The following is a 20,361-nucleotide window of genomic DNA, read 5'->3' as shown; positions in this document are numbered from 1 at the left end:
TCGTGGTCGGCTGCCGTCACCTTTAGGCCACGTTGACGCCGCGTGCTTTTAGTGCTGCGCGCACGCCCGCACCGTAGGCTGGATCGGCCTGGTCGAAATGCGCCAGTTGCCGGTTGATGATCTCGGCACTGACCTGGCTCAGCGGACCTGCGATGTTGGCGAACAGGTTTTGCTGCTCGTCCGCAGGCATCAGGCGGAACAGATCACCGGCTTGCGTGTAATCGTCCTCCTTGCCGCGGCCATCGTAGCGCCCCGCCGCGCCGTCCAGCGCCAGCGGTGGTTCGCCATGGCCCATGCCATGCGGGTTGCTGCCATTGGCCTGCACCGGATCATAGTTCTGCGAGGCGCCGCCGTTGAACGTCGCCATCGCGCCATCGCGCTGCTGGTTGTGGAACGGGCAGCGCGGTGCGTTCACCGGCAGATGCTGGTGATTGGTGCCGACGCGGTACAGTTGCGCATCGTGGTAAGCGAACAAGCGCGCCTGCAGCATCTTGTCCGGCGAGTAGCCCAGGCCCGGCACCACATTCGACGGCGACAACGCGGCTTGCTCCACTTCCGCGTGGTAGTTGACCGGATTGCGGTTCAGCTCCAGCACACCCACTTGCAGCAGCGGGAAATCCGCATGCGGCCAGACCTTGGTCAGATCAAACGGATTCCAGCCAGTGCGCGCTTCCCATGCCGCCAGCTCAGCCTCGGTAGCCACCTGCACCTTGACGTCCCAGCGCGGGAAATCGCCGCGTGCAATCGCGTTGAACAGATCACGCTGCGAGTAGTCTGGATCGGTGCCGGCAATGCGTACCGCTTCGTCGGCGCTCAGGTTCTTGATCCCTTGCTGCGTCAGGAAATGCCACTTTACATACACACGTTCACCGGCGGCGTTAATCAGGCTGTAGGTGTGGCTGCCGAAGCCGTGCATGTGACGGTAGCCATCCGGCGTGCCACGGCTGGAAAACAGCGTCGTCACCTGGTGCAGGCTCTCCGGCGTGCGGCTCCAGAAATCAAACATCGCGGTTGGCGATTTCAGATTGGTTTGCGGATCGCGCTTTTGCGTGTGGATGAAGTCCGGGAATTTGATGCCGTCCTTGAGGAAGAACACCGGCGTGTTGTTCCCCACCAGATCCCAGTTGCCTTCTTCGGTATAGAAGCGCAGCGCAAAGCCGCGTGGATCACGCTCCGTATCAGCACTGCCTTTCTCACCGCCCACGGTCGAAAAGCGCAGGAAGGTGTCAGTCTGCTTGCCCACTTCAGCAAACAGCCTGGCCTTGGAGTACTTGGTGATATCGCCAGTGACAGTGAACGTACCATACGCCCCCGAACCCTTGGCGTGCACGACACGCTCAGGAATACGCTCGCGGTTAAAGTGCTGAAGTTTTTCGATCAGATGGAAGTCCTGCAGCAGCACCGGGCCACGCGGGCCGGCGGTCAGGGAATTCTGGTTATCGGCGACAGGGATGCCGGAGGCGGTCGTGATAGGTGGCTGGCTCATACTATAGCTCCTCGTTGTTTGATAGCGTGGAGCTATTTTAACCAGCTAGATCGATAAATAAAATCTATATATATCTATTGAATTTATAGATAATCTCTATCGAATTGCCACCAACTATATCGCCGGACCGATTGACTAACGGAGGCCGTGAATCAATGCTGGCTTTCACAACGGCGAGCCGTTAAGGATAGACGCTAAGCATGTTGCTCAAGGGTAGAAGAATCTGACATCTCGGCGACAGGGTACTGAGACTCTGCGGGTTGAACCTGCACATATACCGCTCCCTCAGGTATGAATCGGTCGTTGCCCATATATATTTTTCGATACCGCAAAAAGCCGCCTTGTAACAGGTGTCCTTCTCGTCCGTGTGAAACGAAACCACAGCCGTGCACGCGTCCGCAGTATTGCGGCAAGGACGATATCGAGTGACTTTGTCGTAATCCGCTTTGGTCAACGGCGCCGGCTTCGGTCCAACCGGATTTTTTTCCCATGCCTCGATTTTCTCAACGCTTGCCTCTAGCGCCTCCATTTCAATTAACAAATCCACGGCATCTGTGCCAAACGGTTTAAACCATGCGCGCGAGTCGTGCACGTAATTATCAAAGAGATCGGTAATGGCAGTTGATGGTGCTGGTAAGTCCCAATACGTTTGGATTGCTCCCCATTCATTGTAGTTAAACGGTGCTGGTGGGCTGTTCGTATTTTCTTCTTTTTTCCATTTTTGCCAATTGTTGAACAGCTTTACTTCGTCAGCTAACTCCCTGTCGGCGGCAAGGATATCCAAGTTATTGTTTGTGCCATCAAAGAAAAATCCAAAGACCAAATTTACCTTACAAGTAGGCAATTTTGGAATGAGAATCAGGACACTCTCTATCACTTATGAACTCATTTATTTTTGGAAGCTCTTTTTCTGGATCAAAAAACTCTTTTAAATCACTGGGATTCGTTGCAGTGGTTGGGATCGGAGAACACAGTATTGCACTCATGGGATCATTTCCTCCATCAGGCGAACTCTTTTTCTTGTATCTTCTATCGCCTTTTTCAGCTTTTCAATTTCCTCTGGAGTGAGCTTATGTGAGTCATTTTCAAGCGCTTTTTCCATGGCGGCCAACATGCCCTTTTGTGTATTCAATTGCTCATTCCGTACCTTCAATTCATACTTCTCAGTCGCAACTGGTCGGCCCTTAACGCGCCCTGGCCATTCAGGCCGAGTAGGGCCAAAGTTCGACACAACTGCCTCAGCGCGACCATCTTCATGCATAGCTAGCCATATATCGCCGGCAACGCCCTCTGCATACGGGGGGACATCAACCAGCTGTTCGTTCCATGTTTTTTCAGGATAAAAGCTGTACTTGACTAGTACTTGATAACCAGACTTCCATGTCGATGGTATCGAAAAACAACAAATTGTTCCTCCCCCCATACTATACGGATTGAGTACATTACCTCCGCCACTATTAGATTTGTCTTTCGGATCAACGACTATCAGCGCAACTTCCTTACCTGAGTAGTTGATTGAACGTACACCAACATCAAATGCTGTGGGTTTGCCCGGCTGAGCAAAAGCACAGGAAGCAAGCAATGCCATGACTCCTGCAAACAGCACGGCCAAGCTAACAGTATTTTTAAGCTTCATAGATTTTCGATCCAGAATATTGGCTACGACAAAAAATTCAGTGTTTCATCCAACGTGCGTCGACTATCGGCAGTTTCTAGTAATGCTATATAACGCGCATCCTCCATCAGCTCTGGCCGAGTAAGGCCAAACTGGCACAACGCTACCCGATGCTTATTACCTTCAATTTGGACGTTATCTGCTACCCTCAACCACTGAGTGACGCTCCTATGGAGAGCTTCTGGGGCAGCTTGAAGAACGAAATGATTCATCATCAGAGGTATGCCACACGGGCCAACGCGAAATCAGCGTTCAAGGAGTACATCGAGATTTTCTACAACCGCCAGCGGCGTCACTCGCGCCTTGGCTACGTATCGCCAGCATCGTTTGCAGAGAACTTCAGCAAGCCGGTGCTGGCTGCTTGAAACGGACGTGTCTATTATTGACAGTACACCTCACTGATAGGCGTGGCGGCAATCATAGTTATACAAATCTGGAGTCAGTTTTTGTTCGGATTACCAATAGGTATCGGATGGGACGGGTTGTATGGCCCTAGCGGCGTAACAACCACACGCACTTCATCATTCGGAAAAAAATGAATATAAATACTCCCAGTCTCGCTATATTTTTCGACCTCCACCACTTTCTCTTTCACAATGTGTTCATGCCCATTGGGCATGTCCCATCGCACCAGTACTTTCAGACCGGGATACCAGGCCGGCGGAATAGAAGCACAGCAAATGTCGGCAACCCCTGCTCCCCAACGGTCCATCCCACCACCGCCCGCTCCGTCAACTGAAGCGGAATAGATATAATTTCCGGTATGATTGACAATTCCAATTTGAGCTGGTGCCCCGTCACCTTCTTGCTGTTGCGTCTTGCCCGCAGCACAGCCTGCAAATACGAATATTATGGCGAAGGCTAAAGGAATTAAATATAAGGAGCGTTTCATTTTTTCCTAAATGGAGGGCAAGTGGAGGATATCTTGATCATAAGCTTGGGCAAGCTGGCCAACCTTATCATCGCTATATAATGGTCGGTTGCCATTGGAAGTAAGAGTTGTGGCATTCAGTAACTGAAGCAAACCCCACACAATTCGCGCCTGACCTCCCTTGGCAAATGCTTTTCCTTCATCAGTCTCAGTCAATTCACCTATTTCAGGAAATGGAGTTCCCACACCGGCAATATAGTACGGAAAGTAGCCATGGTTTTTTATCACTTGGAAATGCACTGGATTTCGCCTTATTTACAGCGGCGTCATTTTGAAGCACGCATGGCAGTCCACCAAGCTCACGCCACCATGCGCTCCTCACGCCCCCTCGCAGGCGCTTCTGTATTTATCGCCAGGTCGCCGATCAAGTTATCGCTCCAGATGTATTCGTAGGTAACGGTGTTTGACGAGATCTTCTCTGGTACTTCTGGTCCTGTTGGCATCTTTTCCAGCTCCTCCTCATTGATGCTCTCACGTATGAAGAAGCCTTCTTGCGGATAAAAGCTGCGCCGCAAGAGATAGCCGCCGCCTTCACGACGGGTCGCTGTCTGCGTGGTGATCAAAGCGCTGCGCATGTCTGCAGTGTCTTTATCGGTCATGATTGGGAAGGGAGTTCCTGTTTTTGACTCATCGACCAGTGCTTGCTCCTCCTTGGTCAGAGGCACCTGATCGTTTGCTTTTTTCTGCGCAGCCTCGACTTTATCGGCCAGTGCAAGGACTTTTTTATCAAAATCACTTCGTCGCCACTCGCTCTTGGAGCGCGCATTGGCCACCGCTACACGCTTGTCAAATTCTGTTACCGCACCAGCCAGGTAGAAGCCAGCGAGGGAATCGTGCACGTAGTCATCAAAAAACCGCATCACTTCCGCAGGTAAGGACTCGTGTTTTTCAAATACACCCAAGGCCCACGTTTCCCATTTATCTAGCGGCACGAAGTTCTGCGCGCGATAGTATTGCCACTGATTGATACGCGAAAGATCACTAGGCCGGAATGGCTCATTATTACCGCCCTGCCGAGGCCCCTGCATCGGCTTCCTCACGGTGAGCGCGTCCAGATCTCCCCGCAGCATGTTATTGCTGCTTCGCATATCCTCTTGGGCCTGCGGACTGGATGCCTTGAAGCTATCGGTGTTTTCAAGCGAAGTTAACCGCGCAGCACGCCAGCGGTAGTACAGCTCCATATGCTTGATGAGGAAAGATCCATGTTTCCCAAGCGTGCCCGTGTAAGCATCCCAGGCACTTGCTAATTGGGCGCTAACTAGAAAATCCTGCTGATCACGTGCCTCAAGTTCACTAAATGGTTTTAGCGGCACACCTGCCTCGCGGGCGGCTTTGTACATATAGGCCAACGGAATTTGAGACAGCATGGCAGATTGCGCGCCCCGTCCTTTACCGTACTCCCCAGGCGCATAGCCACCACCGACATCGGAGTGAACGCCGGGGAAAAATACTTCGACAAAGTCACCGCCGTTACTGCGAATCTGCGTTAGCGGGAAATTCATACGCTGCTCGTGTGCGGCGATGTAATGCCTGCCAGCTTTCACGCAACCTGGTAGCGGCCTAAGTATCCTGTTAGCCCAAGCCCAATGACCATCGAAAAAAGCACGTGGAATGATGGTGGTACGTCCAGCAGAATCGGACATTCCTACGGTGGCTACGATGTCAAACACGCCAAGGAAATCAATACTGACAGGAATCCCAACCAGCCTATCATTGTCAAGCAACTCGGCGAAAAAATGGCAGAAAGCAGTTGCCTCGGCTGCTCCGCGCGAAAACCCGAATACCGATACTGTAAGTGAAGGAATAGTTGGTTTAGGCCGGCTTGCCAGTTTTGCCTGTAGATTTTTAAGGTGTGGTTCGAACCACTCGCGGTGTGTCATGCGATGATTTTGCTTATTCTCCACATCCCGCTCAACACGGCCGACTTCATTTCCATAATTCTGACTAAGCTTGCCTGCTTCGTCATCCTCGTACATAACTTGCTGATCCAAAGTTAAACAAATACTATTAAGGATCTGAAACAATCCCCAAATAATACGAGCTTGCCCTCCCTTTGCAAAGGCTTTACCATCATCAGTCTCAGTCAATTCGCCGATTTCGGGGAAAGGAGTGCCTACGCCAGCAATATAGTAAGGAAAATAGCCGCTCTTCTGTTTCGTTCTCGGAAATGCTTCGAACAAACGAGCTACGTTGCTATGACTACAATCCTCAGGTTTTAGCCGTACCGTTGGAATGTCAGATGGCTTTTTTGTCTTTTCATTGATGACACCTACCCGTTTTCCGTCCCGGTCTCGCCCCAGATTATTATTTGTCCCATCAAAAAACAGTCCCACTCGCACAGGAATGCGGCAAGGCAACTCTGTTGCCGTACTACAGACAACCATTGCGATTGACGACCTTTCTTTTGACGAGGGTTTAAGAAATACGTCTACTGGATATGGCGCAGTGGCGGGTGTGCTAGCAATCATGATTATACGAGAATAAGTTTATTTTTCGTTTGGATTACCAGCATAAGGAATTGGGTGCGCTGAATTATATGGCACGATAGATGTGACGATTACACGCACTTCATCATCAGGAAAAAAATGAATATAAATACTACCAGGTCGATCATATTTCTCCACTTCCACGACCTTCTCTTTGATAACGTCTTGAATACCCACTGGCATATTCCATCTCACTAACACTTTCATGCCTGGCTGCCATACTCGGGGTATGGAGGCACAGCATATATTGGCGACTCCAGCTCCCCACCGATCCATACCACCGCCACCGGCTCCATCCACGGACGCTGAATAAATGTAATTTCCTGTGTGATTGACAATCCCAACTTGAGCTGGTGCTCTATCGCTCGGCTGCGCATGGAGATTATTACTGGCGCAACCCGCTATTGTGGAAATTAATACTAAGAAAATTAAAGATGCTAGTCGTTTCATTATTTTCTTTCTTTAGTTATGGGTAGAGGAATCTTTATCGCTCTACAGCTTGCCAGAACTCTTCAGGTAGTAAAGTAATCTCATTTTTATAGTCGGCTCCTTGACACGTGCGATGCAGTAGATGGGCCATGGCCGGTTGCTGCGTAAAATCGTCCGCCAATATCAACGCTAGAACACTGAAGTGTTCTCTAGCGGGAGCGGCTTCGATACCGTTGGCGCTGGCCACCAGCAGTTTTTTCGCCACACGTGCATGGCACTCCGCCGGACTGTTCGCTGCTAGCAGATCGGGTTGGCTATCGTACAGATTGGCGAGCACAGCATCCGCTTCGAGCAGTGCTACTAACTTAGCGAAGACCTCGTCGCTGATGGGCAGTTTGTCAAAATCAACTGCTGACGGTTGTGCCGCCGCGCCCTGCCAGCTAAGCAATCCGCCATCCCGTCCCGGTGACCACCATCGCGCCAATGGTGATAGCAAGTGATTGCGATGCGGTGCATCCAACGTGTCAAGCAATGCGGGCAGCACGCGTGTATCGCCCCAGCGCACTGGCCATTCCATCGAATCTGGCGTCATGACAATCAGATAGGGGCGCATGTGGCGCACCAGTTCGTCTAAGCTCAGCGCGCTGGCGATGATACTAAGCATGGGCTTGGCCTCGCACATGGTGAACAACCGCCTCAACCATTCAGTACGCGCCTCAACACCATCGGGTGCGCTCAGCAGATAGGGCGCCGCTGCACCAAGCGCCGACAGGCTTGTGCCGGCATAGAGCGATTGTCGCGCCAATACGCGCCGATAATGCGTTTTAAAAAATGCTTCATCAAAAGCGCAGTCAACCAATGCAAACAGATGCAGCGTCTGTGTCGGCGATGCATCGCTCAAATTCTGGAACTCCTGCGCGATCTGGAGTGGCAGCGTGGCGGAAGGTGGGTTGGTGGCAAAGTACATCGGTCGACCTCAGCCCGCGTTTGGTGCAATGAATGGACTACCGGCGCGCAAGGCAGCCAGCAGGCATGCCTTGCACACATTCATCGGCAGCATCGGCAACGGGTAATTCTGTCTCTCCGGTCCAAGAAAACTCTTCTTGCCCGCATGTATCGTCAGCTTGCCCGGACACTGCACCGTAATATTGCCACCCTCGATCGTGATATTGGCGCCGCCGGCCGTCGACAGGCTGATGCGTTTGGCCGCTGCCCAGTCTACCTCGGCACTGGTACTGACGATGTTGATTTCATCCCGCGCCTGCAGCTTCAATTCATCCGCCTGCGCCTGCATGTCTATCGCATCCTTGGCCGCAGCCAGCTGCATGCCAAGGCCGTTCTCGCCAGGTTTGACCACGCCACCGAGCACACCGATTGCCTGCCCGCTGTGCATGCGTATCTGTCCGCCCGTAATGAACTGGCTGTCATTGCCGCTGACGAGCGAGATGGTCTCGCCATTGGCCAGCTGCACCGCCGCGCCGGAAGTCACACCGATGCCACTGCGGCCGCTGACGGCGATGATCGGCGCTCCGGTGTGCGGCAAGCTGTCTTTGCCCGGTGCGGTCTTCCTCTCTGCCGCATCGGCCTTGGCAGCGCTCACGCTGGCGTTGCCGACCATGCCAGACACCGCAGCGAGCATCGCTGTCAGTGGTGCGGCCTTGTCATCCAATGTGCTGGCGTTGGCTTGCGCTGCGCCTATGTGTCCCGCCAGCGCTACCGTCTGGTGGGTCTTGGCCGCATCACTAAAGGTCTCGCCTGTCTTGACGACCTGCTTGAGCAGCGCGATGCCGCCCGCATTGTCGCCGGCAGGATCACGCGCAGCCGCGCCGTGATTTATCTTGTAGCTGCTGATCAGCAGGCCGCTACCGCCACGCACCGCGCCATAGGCGTCGGTACGCAATTCGGCGCCCTGCCCACGCAGGCTGCCGCGGTAGTTGTCGGCGCTGTGGATCAGGTGGCCCATGGTCAGCTCACTGGCTGCATGCGTCGAGCGTAATTGCACGCGGCCTTGCGCGTCGGTGTCATCGAACAGCAGCTGGCTGTAACCGAGGCCGCCAAATTCTTTGCTGCGCACGCCCCATTGTGCCGCCGCGTTGCGATGTCCGGCGGTATCGGACGAAGCGCCATGCCACAGCGGGCCGTTGCCGCCAGCGAGATTGCCTTGTGCCGATGGTGAATGGTCGCCAGCCGGATTGAACGGCTGTGCCGCCTTGTCAGCATCGTTTTTGCCGGCTGGCGTCGGTGTGACACCGCCCTCGCCCTGGCCGTTGTACAGCGCGCCAATGATGATGGGCCGGTCGATATCGTTTTCGATAAACTGCACCAGCACTTCCTGGCCGATCCGCGGCAGGAACTGGCTGCCCATGCCGCCGCCCGCCGAACGCTGCGCCACGCGCACCCAGCAGGTGGCGTCAGTGTTGTCCTGCCAGTGATACCGGATGCGTACGCGGCCCAGCCGGTCGCAATACAGCTCGTCTGCTCCGGCCGCCTGCGATGCACCGTCCGCACCAATGACGATAGCGCTCTGCGCGCCGCGCGCGGTAGGCCGCGGATGGCTGCGGCCATCGCTGCCCGGCAGTTGCGGGCGCCAGATCACATCCGACGCGACTGCCTCGAAGCTGTTGGCGTAGCCGGTCTGGCGCGCCTGCGCGATGGTCAATGCGAAGTCGGCATCGGCCGGGCCGGCCATCTCTTGCAGCAGCTCTGGAATCGGACCGAACAATTCCGCCAGCGCTTGCTGCGCGGGCGACGGCAGGTTGTTGACGCCAACGCTACGTACGCGCAGCAACACATAGGATGGCGCAGCATCCGGCGTGGCGGATAACGGCCCCTGCGTGAGCGTAAAACGCGTGCCTGCCACCATGGTCCGAACGGTCGAGCGGCCGCGATACAACTGGGATGCAGCTTCCCTGCCCTGCATCTGGATATCCGCATAGCGCAGCGCCTGCGCGCTGTTGGTGTAGGCGTACTGGCCGGGAATGTCATAGCTTTCCAGCGGCGGCAGCTTGCCAGATTTCAGGCGCGATAGTGCGCCGGCATTGACGGCCTGTTTGGCTTTGTAGTCGTAGCTGAGCAAGGTAGTCAGCGAGGCGGTCACGCTGCGGCGCTTCTGCAAGGCCTGCACCGTGTCCGATGCCTCGCCGGCACGCACGCCGTGGAAGCGGATGCCGCCCCCCGCTTTGCTGCTGGCGTCTTCGGGTGTCGCGGTCTGTTGGCTGCTGTCGGCAAACACCACCACACCGACGCCGTCGTCCAGTTGTTCGAGGCGCCAGGCCAGGCCTTCCTCGGTCAGCAGGCGCTGTACGAAGTCCAGATCGGATTCACGGTATTGGCAGCAGTAGCTGCGTGCCACTGCGTCGGCCATGAATGGTTCAGTTTCTTCGCTCCAGCGCCACTGGGCCAGTGGCGCGTAAGCGTCAAACACTTCGTCAACGATGGCGGTGACGGTCTTGTCCTGCCATACGCGGCTGTTGCGTACCTGGCTCAGGCGCCACAGCCACGGTGTCAGCCGCAACCGGTAGCGCGCGAAGCCGCCTTCGCTACCCAGCATGGCAGCTTGCGTGATTTCGCCTCGGAACTGAGTGCGGCTGCCGTCGGCCAGGCTGACCTCCAGCGCGGCTTGGCAGCCCAGCAGCGGCGCCAGTTGAAGTCCGGCGTTGGTCGATAGCGCGATGATGTCGCGCTGGCCCGTCCCCTGTAGCATATCGTCAGCCAGGAAAGCTTCGACCATCAAGTTGGCATCGTCACCGTCGATGGACAGCGCGTAGAGGCGGCTGACACTGGAAAAGGCGGCCAGCGCGGCGCCAAGCTGATCTGTTATTGCTGTGATTTGCATATTAAAACGCGGGATAGCAAGTTACTTTTTTAACATTATCCCTCGGGAAAAGAAATTCCCGCGTTCAATTGCAATCTCACCAAAAATCACGGACGTAAAAAAGCCGACCCGCAGGCCGGCTTTTGAAGGAAGCTGAAATCCTCAGACTTCCTTGATGCGCTTGGCGATGTGGGCCAGCGCGTCTTCCACCTGGTCGATCAGGATCAGGCACAAGTCACCGTCCTGCAGGCGCGACAAGGCGGTATCGATGGCCTTGAATTCGCCGTAGATTTCCTCAATGTGCGAAGTGCGCGGTGCGCCGTTCAGGCCGGAGCGCAGCAGCGCGACGACTTCACCATCCACGCGGCCACGCTGGCAGGCGTCTTCGTACAGCAGCACGTCGTCAAACGCGCGGCCGAGGATTTCGGTCTGCTGCGTGATGTCCTGGTCGCGGCGGTCGCCGGCGCCGGAAATCACCACCACGCGGCGCTTGGCCGGAATGGTTTCGACGGCTTTTACCAGCGCCAGAATCGCGTCCGGGTTATGGCCGTAGTCAGCGATCAGCGTGGCGCCTTTGTAGTCGAACACATTGAAGCGGCCAGGCGCATTATCGGAATCATTGGCGAAGGTTTTAAGGCCCAGGCGAATCGCGTCCCAGCTGATGCCCACGCCCCATGCAGCCGCCACCGATGCCATCACGTTCTCGACCTGGAAGCCGATCGCGCCATTGCGCGTGATCGGTACTTGCGACAGCGGGATAGTGTGCTGCTCGCGCCCTTCCGCCGCCACAATGTGGCCATCTTCCACGTAAACAGTGCGGCAGCCTTGCGCCAGGTGCGTGGCGATCACCGGGTGCGTACGGTCCGCGCCAAAGAAGATCACCTTGCCACGGCAGTTCGCCGCCATGCCGGCCACGATCGGATCCACCGCGTTCAGCACCGCAAAGCCGTGCTCCGAGACGTTCTGCACGATCACGCGCTTGAGTACCGCCAGGTCTTCCACGGTGGTGATGTAGTTCAGGCCCAGGTGGTCACCCATGCCGATGTTGGTCACCACGGCCACCTGGCAGCGGTCGAAGGCCAGGCCTTCGCGCAGGATGCCGCCACGCGCGGTTTCAAACACGGCGGCATCCACGTCCGGATGCAGCAGCACGTTGCGCGCGCTGCGTGGACCGCTGCAATCGCCGCTGTCGGTCTGGCGGCCCTCGATGTAGACGCCATCGGTATTGGTCATGCCGGTGCGCAGGCCGCTGGCGGTCAGCAGGTGCGCGATCAGGCGCACGGTGGTGGTCTTGCCGTTGGTGCCGGTCACCGCCACTACCGGGATGCGGCCGTTCTCGCCCGGCGCAAACATGGTGTTGACGATGGCCTCGCCCACCGCGCGGCCTTTGCCGAACGATGGCGCGATATGCATGCGCAGGCCAGGTGCGGCGTTCACTTCCACCACGCCGCCACGCTGATTTTCAATCGGTTCCAGCACGTTGTCGCACACCACATCGACACCGCACAGATCGAGGCCGATCATTTGCGCTGCTTCCACCGCGCGTGCCGCCACTTCCGGATGCACGTCATCGGTGACGTCGGTGGCGGTGCCGCCGGTCGACAGGTTGGCGTTGTTGCGCAGGATGACGCGCTGGCCGTGCGATGGTACCGAATCCGCTTCCAGGCCTTGCAGCGCCAGGCGCGCAATCGCGATGTCGTCGAAACGGATCTTGGTCAGCGAGGTCGAATGGCCGGAGCCGCGGCGCGGATCGGCATTGACGATGTTGACCAGCTCACGCACGGTGTGCTTGCCATCGCCCACCACATGCGGTGGATCGCGGCGCGCTGCGGCCACCAGCTTGTTGCCGATCACGAGCAGGCGGTAATCGTGGCCTGGCAGATAGCGTTCAACCATGACGTCGTCACGGAATTCTTTGGCGGTGCGGAAGGCAGCTTCCAGATGTTCCCTGGTCATGATGTTGACCGTAACACCCTTGCCCTGATTGCCGTCCTTCGGCTTCACCACGACAGGCAGGCCGATTTCCTGTGCGGCTTTCCAGGCGTCGGCTTCGTCTTCCACGGAGCGGCCGATAGGCACTGGCACGCCGGCGGCATGCAGCAGCTTCTTGGTCAGCTCCTTGTCCTGCGCGATGGTTTCGCCAATCGCGCCGGTGGTATCCATTTCAGCCGCCTGGATGCGGCGCTGTTTCGAGCCCCAGCCAAACATCACCATCGAACCTTCGGTCAAACGGCGGAAAGGAATGTCGCGTGCCACAGCAGCGTTGACGATGGCGCCGGTGCTTGGGCCGAGACGCACGTCTTCATCCAGGTCGCGCAGTTCTTCCAGCACGGCAGCCAGGTCGAATGGCGTGTCGTTCAGCGCCGCGTTGATCAGGGCTTCCGCCTGCTCGGTGGCACGGCGACCGACCGCTTCTTCGGTGTATTCGACCACGGTTTGGTAGATGCCGTCTTCCAGCGTAGCCGTGGTGCGGCTGAACGTGACCGGGCAGCCGGCTTGCGCTTGCAGGCTCAGTGCAGCCTTTTCCAGCACGCGTGCCAGCGCCACAGCGTCCGAGGTACCGGTTGGATGCAGGGCGCCGATGGCCGGGAAGCGTGCGCGCAGGCGCTGTTCGAAACCGGCCAGCGTGGCGATCGATTGTTCTTCCGGCGGGCACGAGACGATGACTTCCACCGCAGTGTGGTGGCTCCAAAGATTCGGGCCGCGAAGGGCGCGGGTGCGTATAACTTCCATTCTTCTTGTTCTTTCAGTGATCAGTGATGCGTGTTCTTCGGGGCTGCCTCAAAGGTGCGCAGACCGGCGCCGATCAGTTCAGGCGTCAGGCCCAGCGCCCAGCCGGCGGCAATCGCAGCCAGCACAGCTTCCGGCGGCACCAGCGGCGACAACGGCAGGCTGGCCACCTCGGTGCTGCCTTCGGCCATGACGATGCAGTCGGCACGCAGGAACACCACGCGCTTGTCTTCCTGGCGATGCGCGGCAATGGCGGCCAGCTGTTCATCGACGCCGTAGAAAATCACGTCGCCGTCGCACAGGTCAGCCATCTCCACCACTTGCGGATCGGCGGCGTTCAGCACCGCCACGCCGCTCGGCAGCACCACGTCCACTTGCGAACGCAGCACGCTGTACAGCTTGTCGGCACTGTCGATGTGGAATTCGCTCAGTTCTTCAAAATCGCTGACGTCGGTGACCACGCCCACGGCGCATTTGTCGTAGGCCAGGCCTTCGCTCAGGATCATGCGCGCGCTCGATTCAAATACGCCTGCCTGGACGCTCTTGTTCAGCAGCAGGCGCTCGCCGGTTTCCCAGTCGCCCAGGCCATCACGCGACAGCTCGCGGCCATTGACGAACAGGCCATCGGCGCACGCCAGGCCGGTTTTCTTGCCACTGATTTGCAGCAGCCAGGCGATCAGGCGCGAGGCCACGGTGGTGCCGTGCTTGCCGGTGATGCCGACGATCGGCATGCGGCCCGTCTCTTCGCCAAACAGGTGCTCGACAATCGCCTCGCCGACATTGCGTGGTTCGCCCACGGCAGGCTTGAGGTGCGCCAGCAGGCCGGGGCTGGCATTGACTTCAATGATGGCGCCGCCCGTCTCGTGCAGCGGACGGGTGATGTCCGACGTCACCAGGTCGATGCCGGCGATGTCCAGGCCGACAATGCGCGCCGCCAGCGATGCCATGGCCGCCACTTCCGGGTGCACCTTGTCGGTGACATCCACGGCCACGTTGCCGTTCGGCTGGATCAGCACTTTATAGCCATCGGCCGGAACCGAATCCGGCGTCAGTCCCTGGCGCTGCAGTTCCAGTACGATCTCGCCGGAGGTGCGCGGCGTCACCAGACCCAGTGGGAATTCTTCGGTGTCGCCACGGCGTGGGTCCGTATTGATTTGCGTATCGCACAGTTCCACGACGGTGGACTTGCCATCGCCATGCACCCACAGCGATTCGCCCGACGCGGCAGCCACCATGCGGCGGCCCACCACCAGCAGGCGGTGCTCGTCGCCGACGATGAAGCGCTCCACGATCACGCTGCTGCTGTCGCCCTCTTCTGCGGCCAGATGGTAGGCGGCGGCGATGTCGGCTTCGGTGCTCAGGTTCAGCGAGACGCCACGGCCATGGTTGCCGTCGTAGGGTTTCAGCACGACTGGCAGGCCGATGTCCTGCGCCGCTTCCCAGGCCTGTCCGGCGCTGGTCACCAGTTCGCCTTCCGGTACCGGCACGCCACAGGACGACAGCAGGGTCTTGGTCAGGTCCTTGTCGCTGGCGATGCCTTCAGCAATCGCGCTGGTGTGTTCGGTTTCCGCAGTCCAGATGCGGCGCTGTGCCGCGCCATGGCCCAGTTGCACCAGGTTGCCATCGGTCAGGCGGATGAAGGGAATCTTGCGCACGCCAGCGGCATCAACGATGTTGCCGGTGCTTGGGCCGAGGCACAGGCTCTCGACCATGTCGGTCAGCTTGGCAACGGTAGCATCCAGGTCATAAGGCTGATCTTCGATCATGGCCATCAGCAGGTCGCGGCCAGCGGCCAGCGCGGCGCGGCCGACTTCTTCCTGGCGGGTGCGGAAGGCCATTTTGTACAGGCCACTGTCAGGGATGATTTCGCGGGTCTTGCCGAAGCCGGTTTTCATGCCGGCCAGGTTTTGCAGTTCCAGTACCACGTGTTCCAGGATATGGCCGGCATAAGTGCCGTCGCGCAGACGCTCCAGGAAGCCGCCATGCTCGCCCACGCCGCAGCGGTGGACGATCAGGCCCGGCAGGATCGCCGTCAGGCGTTCGAACAGACCGGGCAACAAATTCGAGGGGAAGTTCTCCAGCTCGCCAATATCCAGCCACGCCTCGATCACTGGGCGATAGGTCCAGATGTTGGGTCCGCGCAAATGGGTTACGCGGAGAACTTCAATGTCTTTCTTCTTAGTCATGTATTGATTCTTGTAACTTTGTTATCGGCCTGTCCAGCCCGCGCCGTATTGTAAACCCTGTACCCTTGGCCTGCCGCTGTGCGGTATACTTGCCGCTACTGCAAAACATCTGGTTTTATTGTTTTCTGTCAAATGTTTAATCACTGACAGAATACCGTAAATGCGCCGATGTATCAGCCCTTTTCCCCTCGGAGTACGCCGCACGATGACAACAGAACAACTTCCCACCGTATCAAGCTCTGGCGATCTCCCTGAACGCTGGCGTTCCGAGATACAGGCACAACTTTCCCAAGGGGAAAACGTTGTAAGTGCCCTGGAGGTTGACCTGGATCAGCAACTTCGTTTCGCGAAGGGTGTAGTGGTGGTCGCCGCCAGCCGCGTGATAGCCCGCGCGCCGGGTGCAGGCACGTGGCAATCGTGGCCTTTTACGCCGGATCTGATGCTCAAGCACCACGATCATGCTGGCGTCGGCCATCTGGAGTTGATGAATAAGCAAGGCCGCCTGGCCGCCTGGCGTTTCACGCTGGGCCAGAACCTGGCGGCGATCCGCCTGATCGAACAGTTTGATGCCCACCTCGACAGCCACTCGACCGGCCAGCCGGTGGTGCAGGAAGAAAAAAACATCTGCCCAAGCTGCAAGGCGCCGCTGGAGCCGGACCAGGAAGAATGCCCGGTCTGCACCAAGGTGGTGTACACGCCGCCATCGACGTGGACGCTGTTCCGCCTGTGGCGTTTCGCCCGGCCATACAAACTCCAGCTGGGGCTGGGCTTTGCGCTGATGCTGCTGTCCACTGGCGCGCACATGATCCCGCCCTACCTTACCATCCCATTGATGGACGAGGTGCTGATCCCCTACCAGAACGGCAAAGAGGTTGATCCGTCGCTGGTGGCGCTGTACATGTCCGGCCTGGTGGGCGCGGCCGTGATGGCGTGGATTTTCGGTTGGGGCAAAACCTATGTACTGGCGCTGGCCTCGGAGCGCATCGGCGCCGACCTGCGCACCACCACCTATGAACACTTGCTGCGTCTGTCGCTGGAGTACTTCGGCGGCAAGCGTACCGGTGACCTGATGTCGCGCATCGGCTCCGAGAGCGACCGTATCTGCGTGTTCCTGTCGCTGCACCTGCTGGACTTCCTGTCGGACTGCCTGATGATCGTCATGACCGGCGTGATCCTGTTCTCGATCGATCCGTGGCTGGCCATCTTCACGCTGCTGCCGCTGCCGTTCATCGCCTGGATGATCCACATTGTGCGCGACCGCCTGCGCACCGGCTTCGAAAAGATCGACCGCGTGTGGGGCGAAGTGACCAACGTGCTGGCCGATACCATCCCTGGCATCCGCGTGGTGAAAGCCTTCGCGCAGGAAGCACGCGAGGCGTCGCGCTTCCGCACCGCCAACAGGCACAATCTGGCGGTGAACGACAAGCTGAACCGCGTGTGGTCGCTGTTCTCGCCAACCGTGTCCTTCCTGACGGAGCTGGGCCTGCTGGTGATCTGGGTGTTCGGTATCTACCAGGTATCCAAGGGCCATATCACGGTGGGTGTGCTGTCCTCGTTCATCGCGTATTCGAGCCGCTTCTACGGCCGCCTGGATTCGATGAGCCGTATCGTCTCGGTGACGCAGAAATCGGCATCGGCCGCCAAGCGTATCTTCGACATCCTGGACCACGTGTCGTCGGTGCCGGAACCGGCCAGGCCCGTCAAGCTGGATAAGGTCGAGGGCAACATCACGCTGCGCGAAGTAGGCTTCCGTTACGGTAACCGCGCGGTCAACCGTGGCATCGACCTGGAAATCAAGGCAGGCCAGATGGTGGGCCTGGTAGGCCATTCGGGTTCCGGCAAGTCGACGCTGGTCAACCTGATCTGCCGCTTCTACGATGTGGCGGAAGGCGCGATCATGCTCGATGGCGTGGACATCCGGTCGTTTGCCGTGTCGGACTATCGCCGCAATATCGGCCTGGTGCTGCAGGAGCCGTTCCTGTTCTTCGGCACCATTGCCGAGAATCTGGCGTATGGCAAACCGGATGCGACACGTGAAGAGATCATTGCCGCCGCACGCGCCGCGCACGCGCACGAGTTCATTCTGCGCCTGCCACAAGGTTATGACTCCATGGTCGGCGAGCGCGGGCAAGGCCTGTCGGGCGGCGAGCGTCAGCGCATCTCGATTGCACGTGCACTGCTCATCGATCCGAAAATCCTGATTCTCGACGAAGCCACTGCCTCGGTGGACTCGGAGACTGAAAAAGAAATCCAGAAAGCGCTGGACAATCTGGTCCAAGGCCGCACCACCATCGCGATTGCACACCGCCTGTCCACCCTGCAGAAGGCCGACCGCCTGGTCGTGCTGGATCGCGGCGTGGTCGTGGAGGATGGCCCGCACGATGAGCTGATGGAACAGAAAGGCGCCTACTACCGCCTGTATCAGGCGCAGGCGCGCAATGTCGACGCCGATCTGAACGACGGCATCAAGGAATAAGCATATGACGACGACATTTGAACTGACCCGCAATCCCTTTGGCCGCCTGGTCCTGACCACCACGGCTGGCGTGGTGCACGAAGGCGTATCGCCCGTGCGCGCCTTCCCTGTTCAGGCGCCGGACGACGGCATCTCGATGCTCAACAGCGATGGCAAGGAAGTAGCATGGATCGACCGTATCGGCGACCTGCCAGCGGCCATTGGCGCGCTGGTCAGCGAAGAACTGGGCGGCCGCGAATTCATGCCGGAGATCTCGCGCATCAACAGCGTGACCAGCTTTGCGACGCCATGCACCTGGAACGTCGCAACGGACCGCGGCGATACCGAGTTCGTGCTGCGCGGCGAAGAAGACATCCGCCGCCTGACGGTCGACACGCTGCTGATCTCCGACATCCACGGCATCCACTACCTGATCCGCGATATCCGCGACCTGGACAAGCACAGCAAGAAAATCATCGACCGCTTCCTGTAGAAAGCATGAGCGCTCAGGCACAGCGCTGGGCGATCTACTGCTATCCTCCAAACCGCTGCGGAGCATAACCGTCCGCACTGATGAACGGCGTGCCGCCCTCAATCAAGTCGGCCAGCAGGCGCGCGCTTGCCGGCCCCAATGTGAACCCCTGATGGCCGTGGCCGAAGTTGAACCACAGGCCGGGATGACGGCCTGCCGGCCCAATGACGGGCAGCATGTCAGCCACGCAGGGGCGGCTGCCCATCCACGGAGCTGATTCAACGGGCGTGCCCAGGTCAAGCAATTGGCGCGCGGAGGCTTCCGCCTGGGCCAGCTGGCGCGGCGTGGGACGCGCATCAACGCCGGCGATTTCAGCGCCGGTTGTGATGCGCAAGCCACGGCTCTGGGGTGACATCACATACCCCCGTTCCGCATCCAGCGTGGGAACCGACGGCATGGCGCCGCCTGTGTAGTGAAGGTGGTAGCCGCGTTTGACGAATAGCGGCAGCCGATAGCCGAATCGGCGAATGAGATTGTCAGACCAAGGTCCCAGCGCGATCACCACCTGTGCGGCGTCGACAGGGCCGTCCATGCTGTCGGCCTGCCATGCCGCGCCGCGCTGCCGCAGCGTCAATCCATCACCACGCACAAAATGCCCACCGCTTTGCCGGAACAGCGCGGCATAGCGCTCCACCAATTTGCCGGGGTCGGTCACACTCCACGAATCAGACCAATGCACCGCGCCGGCCAGCGTCGTGCGAAATCCCGGCTCGGCGCGTGCCAGCTCCGCACCGTCCAGCGCGCGGTAATCGATGCCATACATGCGCTGCAGACGTTCAGCCTCCGCCAACGCCGCCGCAAACGGCTTACCACTGCGAAAAGCCAGACGCAGCCCCGTGCGCCGCACCAGATCGTCCGCATCGGCCAGGTGCAGCAGGCGCTCATGTTCGCTGGTCGCATGGGCGATCAATGCAGCGTAGTGGCGGCTGATTGCCGCGTGAGGGCCGGGCGCCGAGGCGCGCCAGTATTGCCACAACCTGGGCAGCACCGCCAGCGTGAACAGCGGATGGTAATTGACGCTGGGCGCCAGGCCCAGCGCCGCCGCCAGCAGCGCACCGGCGCTGCGCGGCATCGGATACGGCTCCACCGCTTCCCGCTGAATCACGCCGGCATTGCCGTAAGACGTTTCCTGCCCCGGCATGCGGCGGTCCAGCAAGGTCACGGCATACCCGCGTAACACCAGCTCAAGCGCAGTACAGGTTCCCACCATGCCGGCGCCGATCACCAGTATCGGCCGCTTCATCGGCTTGCCACCTCGGATTGCGGCTGCGCGTCGGCGCTGTCTGCGGCAACCACGGTGATCTCAACGCGCGCGCCGGGCAGCACCAGCGGCGCAACGACGGTGGTGCGGACCGGGTACGGCGCAGTGAAATGCTGCTGGTAGACAGCGTTAAAAGCCGCGAAGTCCTCAGCGTGCGTCAGGTAGACCGTGACCTGCACGACGTCACGCAGAGCCAGACCTACGCCCTCCAGCGTTGCAGCTATGCGCTGCAGCGTCAACCGGGTCTGGGCTTCGATACCGGATGGCATGGCGCCATCCGGCCCAAGCGGCAACTCGCCCGACAGGAACACCAGGCCGCCAGCGCGGCGCCATTTGGAAAAGGGAAGATTGTTATTGCTCATACATTGCCTCGGAA

At 58.7% G+C, this 20,361-nt stretch carries 15 protein-coding genes and 1 pseudogene; 3 read left to right on the top strand and 13 right to left on the bottom strand.

Annotation, left to right across the window (positions count from 1 at the left end; genetic code table 11):
• Positions 1-22 precede the first annotated feature (22 nt).
• The 3 genes from GTP58_RS01755 to GTP58_RS01745 form a co-directional block, all read right to left on the bottom strand.
• On the bottom strand, positions 23-1,486 hold the full coding sequence (locus tag GTP58_RS01755; protein WP_161076044.1) for a catalase: 1,464 nt from the start codon (positions 1,484-1,486) through the stop codon (positions 23-25).
• Positions 1,487-1,667: 181 nt separating this feature from the next.
• Entirely contained in the window at positions 1,668-2,363 is a 696-nt protein-coding gene (locus GTP58_RS01750) for a hypothetical protein (protein WP_161076043.1), read from the bottom strand.
• 105 nt (positions 2,364-2,468) lie between these two features.
• Complete coding sequence (locus tag GTP58_RS01745; protein ID WP_161076042.1) at positions 2,469-3,122, bottom strand: DUF3304 domain-containing protein; 654 nt, start codon at positions 3,120-3,122, stop codon at positions 2,469-2,471.
• Between the two features lie 200 nt (positions 3,123-3,322).
• On the opposite strand from GTP58_RS01745, the pseudogene GTP58_RS01740 reads away from it, so the two are divergent.
• A pseudogene (locus tag GTP58_RS01740) lies at positions 3,323-3,526 on the top strand (IS3 family transposase); the annotation flags it as partial.
• A 74-nt stretch (positions 3,527-3,600) separates the two neighbouring features.
• Here GTP58_RS01740 and GTP58_RS01735 read toward each other — a convergent pair.
• The 8 genes from GTP58_RS01735 to cphA (GTP58_RS01700) all read right to left on the bottom strand — a co-directional run bounded on the left by GTP58_RS01735 (position 3,601) and on the right by cphA (GTP58_RS01700) (position 15,737).
• Positions 3,601-4,053, bottom strand: a complete 453-nt coding sequence (locus GTP58_RS01735; RefSeq protein ID WP_161076041.1) for a DUF3304 domain-containing protein — start codon at positions 4,051-4,053, stop codon at positions 3,601-3,603.
• A gap of 6 nt (positions 4,054-4,059) precedes the next feature.
• On the bottom strand, positions 4,060-4,332 hold the full coding sequence (locus tag GTP58_RS01730) for a hypothetical protein (protein ID WP_161076040.1): 273 nt from the start codon (positions 4,330-4,332) through the stop codon (positions 4,060-4,062).
• 59 nt (positions 4,333-4,391) lie between these two features.
• Entirely contained in the window at positions 4,392-6,560 is a 2,169-nt protein-coding gene (locus GTP58_RS01725) for a DUF2235 domain-containing protein (RefSeq protein WP_161076039.1), read from the bottom strand.
• A gap of 18 nt (positions 6,561-6,578) precedes the next feature.
• On the bottom strand, positions 6,579-7,028 hold the full coding sequence (locus tag GTP58_RS01720) for a DUF3304 domain-containing protein (protein ID WP_161076038.1): 450 nt from the start codon (positions 7,026-7,028) through the stop codon (positions 6,579-6,581).
• 34 nt (positions 7,029-7,062) lie between these two features.
• Positions 7,063-7,974: a DUF4123 domain-containing protein gene (locus GTP58_RS01715; RefSeq protein ID WP_161076037.1), complete on the bottom strand. Its 912-nt coding sequence runs from the start codon at positions 7,972-7,974 to the stop codon at positions 7,063-7,065.
• A gap of 9 nt (positions 7,975-7,983) precedes the next feature.
• The gene (locus tag GTP58_RS01710) at positions 7,984-10,842 is read right to left on the bottom strand and encodes a type VI secretion system Vgr family protein (RefSeq protein ID WP_161076036.1); all 2,859 of its coding nucleotides are present in this window, start codon (positions 10,840-10,842) and stop codon (positions 7,984-7,986) included.
• Positions 10,843-10,983: 141 nt separating this feature from the next.
• Positions 10,984-13,554, bottom strand: coding sequence for a cyanophycin synthetase (cphA, locus tag GTP58_RS01705; RefSeq protein ID WP_161076035.1), 2,571 nt, complete (start codon positions 13,552-13,554; stop codon positions 10,984-10,986).
• A gap of 20 nt (positions 13,555-13,574) precedes the next feature.
• A complete protein-coding gene (gene cphA / locus GTP58_RS01700; protein WP_161076034.1) occupies positions 13,575-15,737 on the bottom strand; it encodes a cyanophycin synthetase in 2,163 nt (720 codons plus the stop codon).
• A gap of 205 nt (positions 15,738-15,942) precedes the next feature.
• Here cphA (GTP58_RS01700) and GTP58_RS01695 point away from each other — a divergent pair, with 205 nt between their 5' ends.
• Both GTP58_RS01695 and GTP58_RS01690 read left to right on the top strand, forming a co-directional pair.
• Positions 15,943-18,213 (top strand): ABC transporter ATP-binding protein, encoded by a 2,271-nt coding sequence (locus GTP58_RS01695; RefSeq protein ID WP_161076033.1) that lies wholly within the window; start codon positions 15,943-15,945, stop codon positions 18,211-18,213.
• 4 nt (positions 18,214-18,217) lie between these two features.
• On the top strand, positions 18,218-18,685 hold the full coding sequence (locus tag GTP58_RS01690; protein ID WP_072780896.1) for a DUF1854 domain-containing protein: 468 nt from the start codon (positions 18,218-18,220) through the stop codon (positions 18,683-18,685).
• Positions 18,686-18,725: 40 nt separating this feature from the next.
• Here GTP58_RS01690 and GTP58_RS01685 read toward each other — a convergent pair whose 3' ends face one another.
• On the bottom strand, positions 18,726-19,967 hold the full coding sequence (locus GTP58_RS01685) for an FAD-binding oxidoreductase (protein ID WP_161076032.1): 1,242 nt from the start codon (positions 19,965-19,967) through the stop codon (positions 18,726-18,728).
• Positions 19,964-20,347, bottom strand: a complete 384-nt coding sequence (locus tag GTP58_RS01680) for a RidA family protein (RefSeq protein ID WP_161076031.1) — start codon at positions 20,345-20,347, stop codon at positions 19,964-19,966. The genes GTP58_RS01685 and GTP58_RS01680 overlap by 4 nt, the downstream gene beginning before the upstream one ends.
• Positions 20,348-20,361 lie beyond the last annotated feature (14 nt).

Source organism: Duganella sp. CY15W (assembly GCF_009857555.1).
GTDB lineage: Bacteria > Pseudomonadota > Gammaproteobacteria > Burkholderiales > Burkholderiaceae_D > Rugamonas > Rugamonas sacchari.
This window is presented reverse-complemented; position numbering and strand designations above follow the sequence as displayed.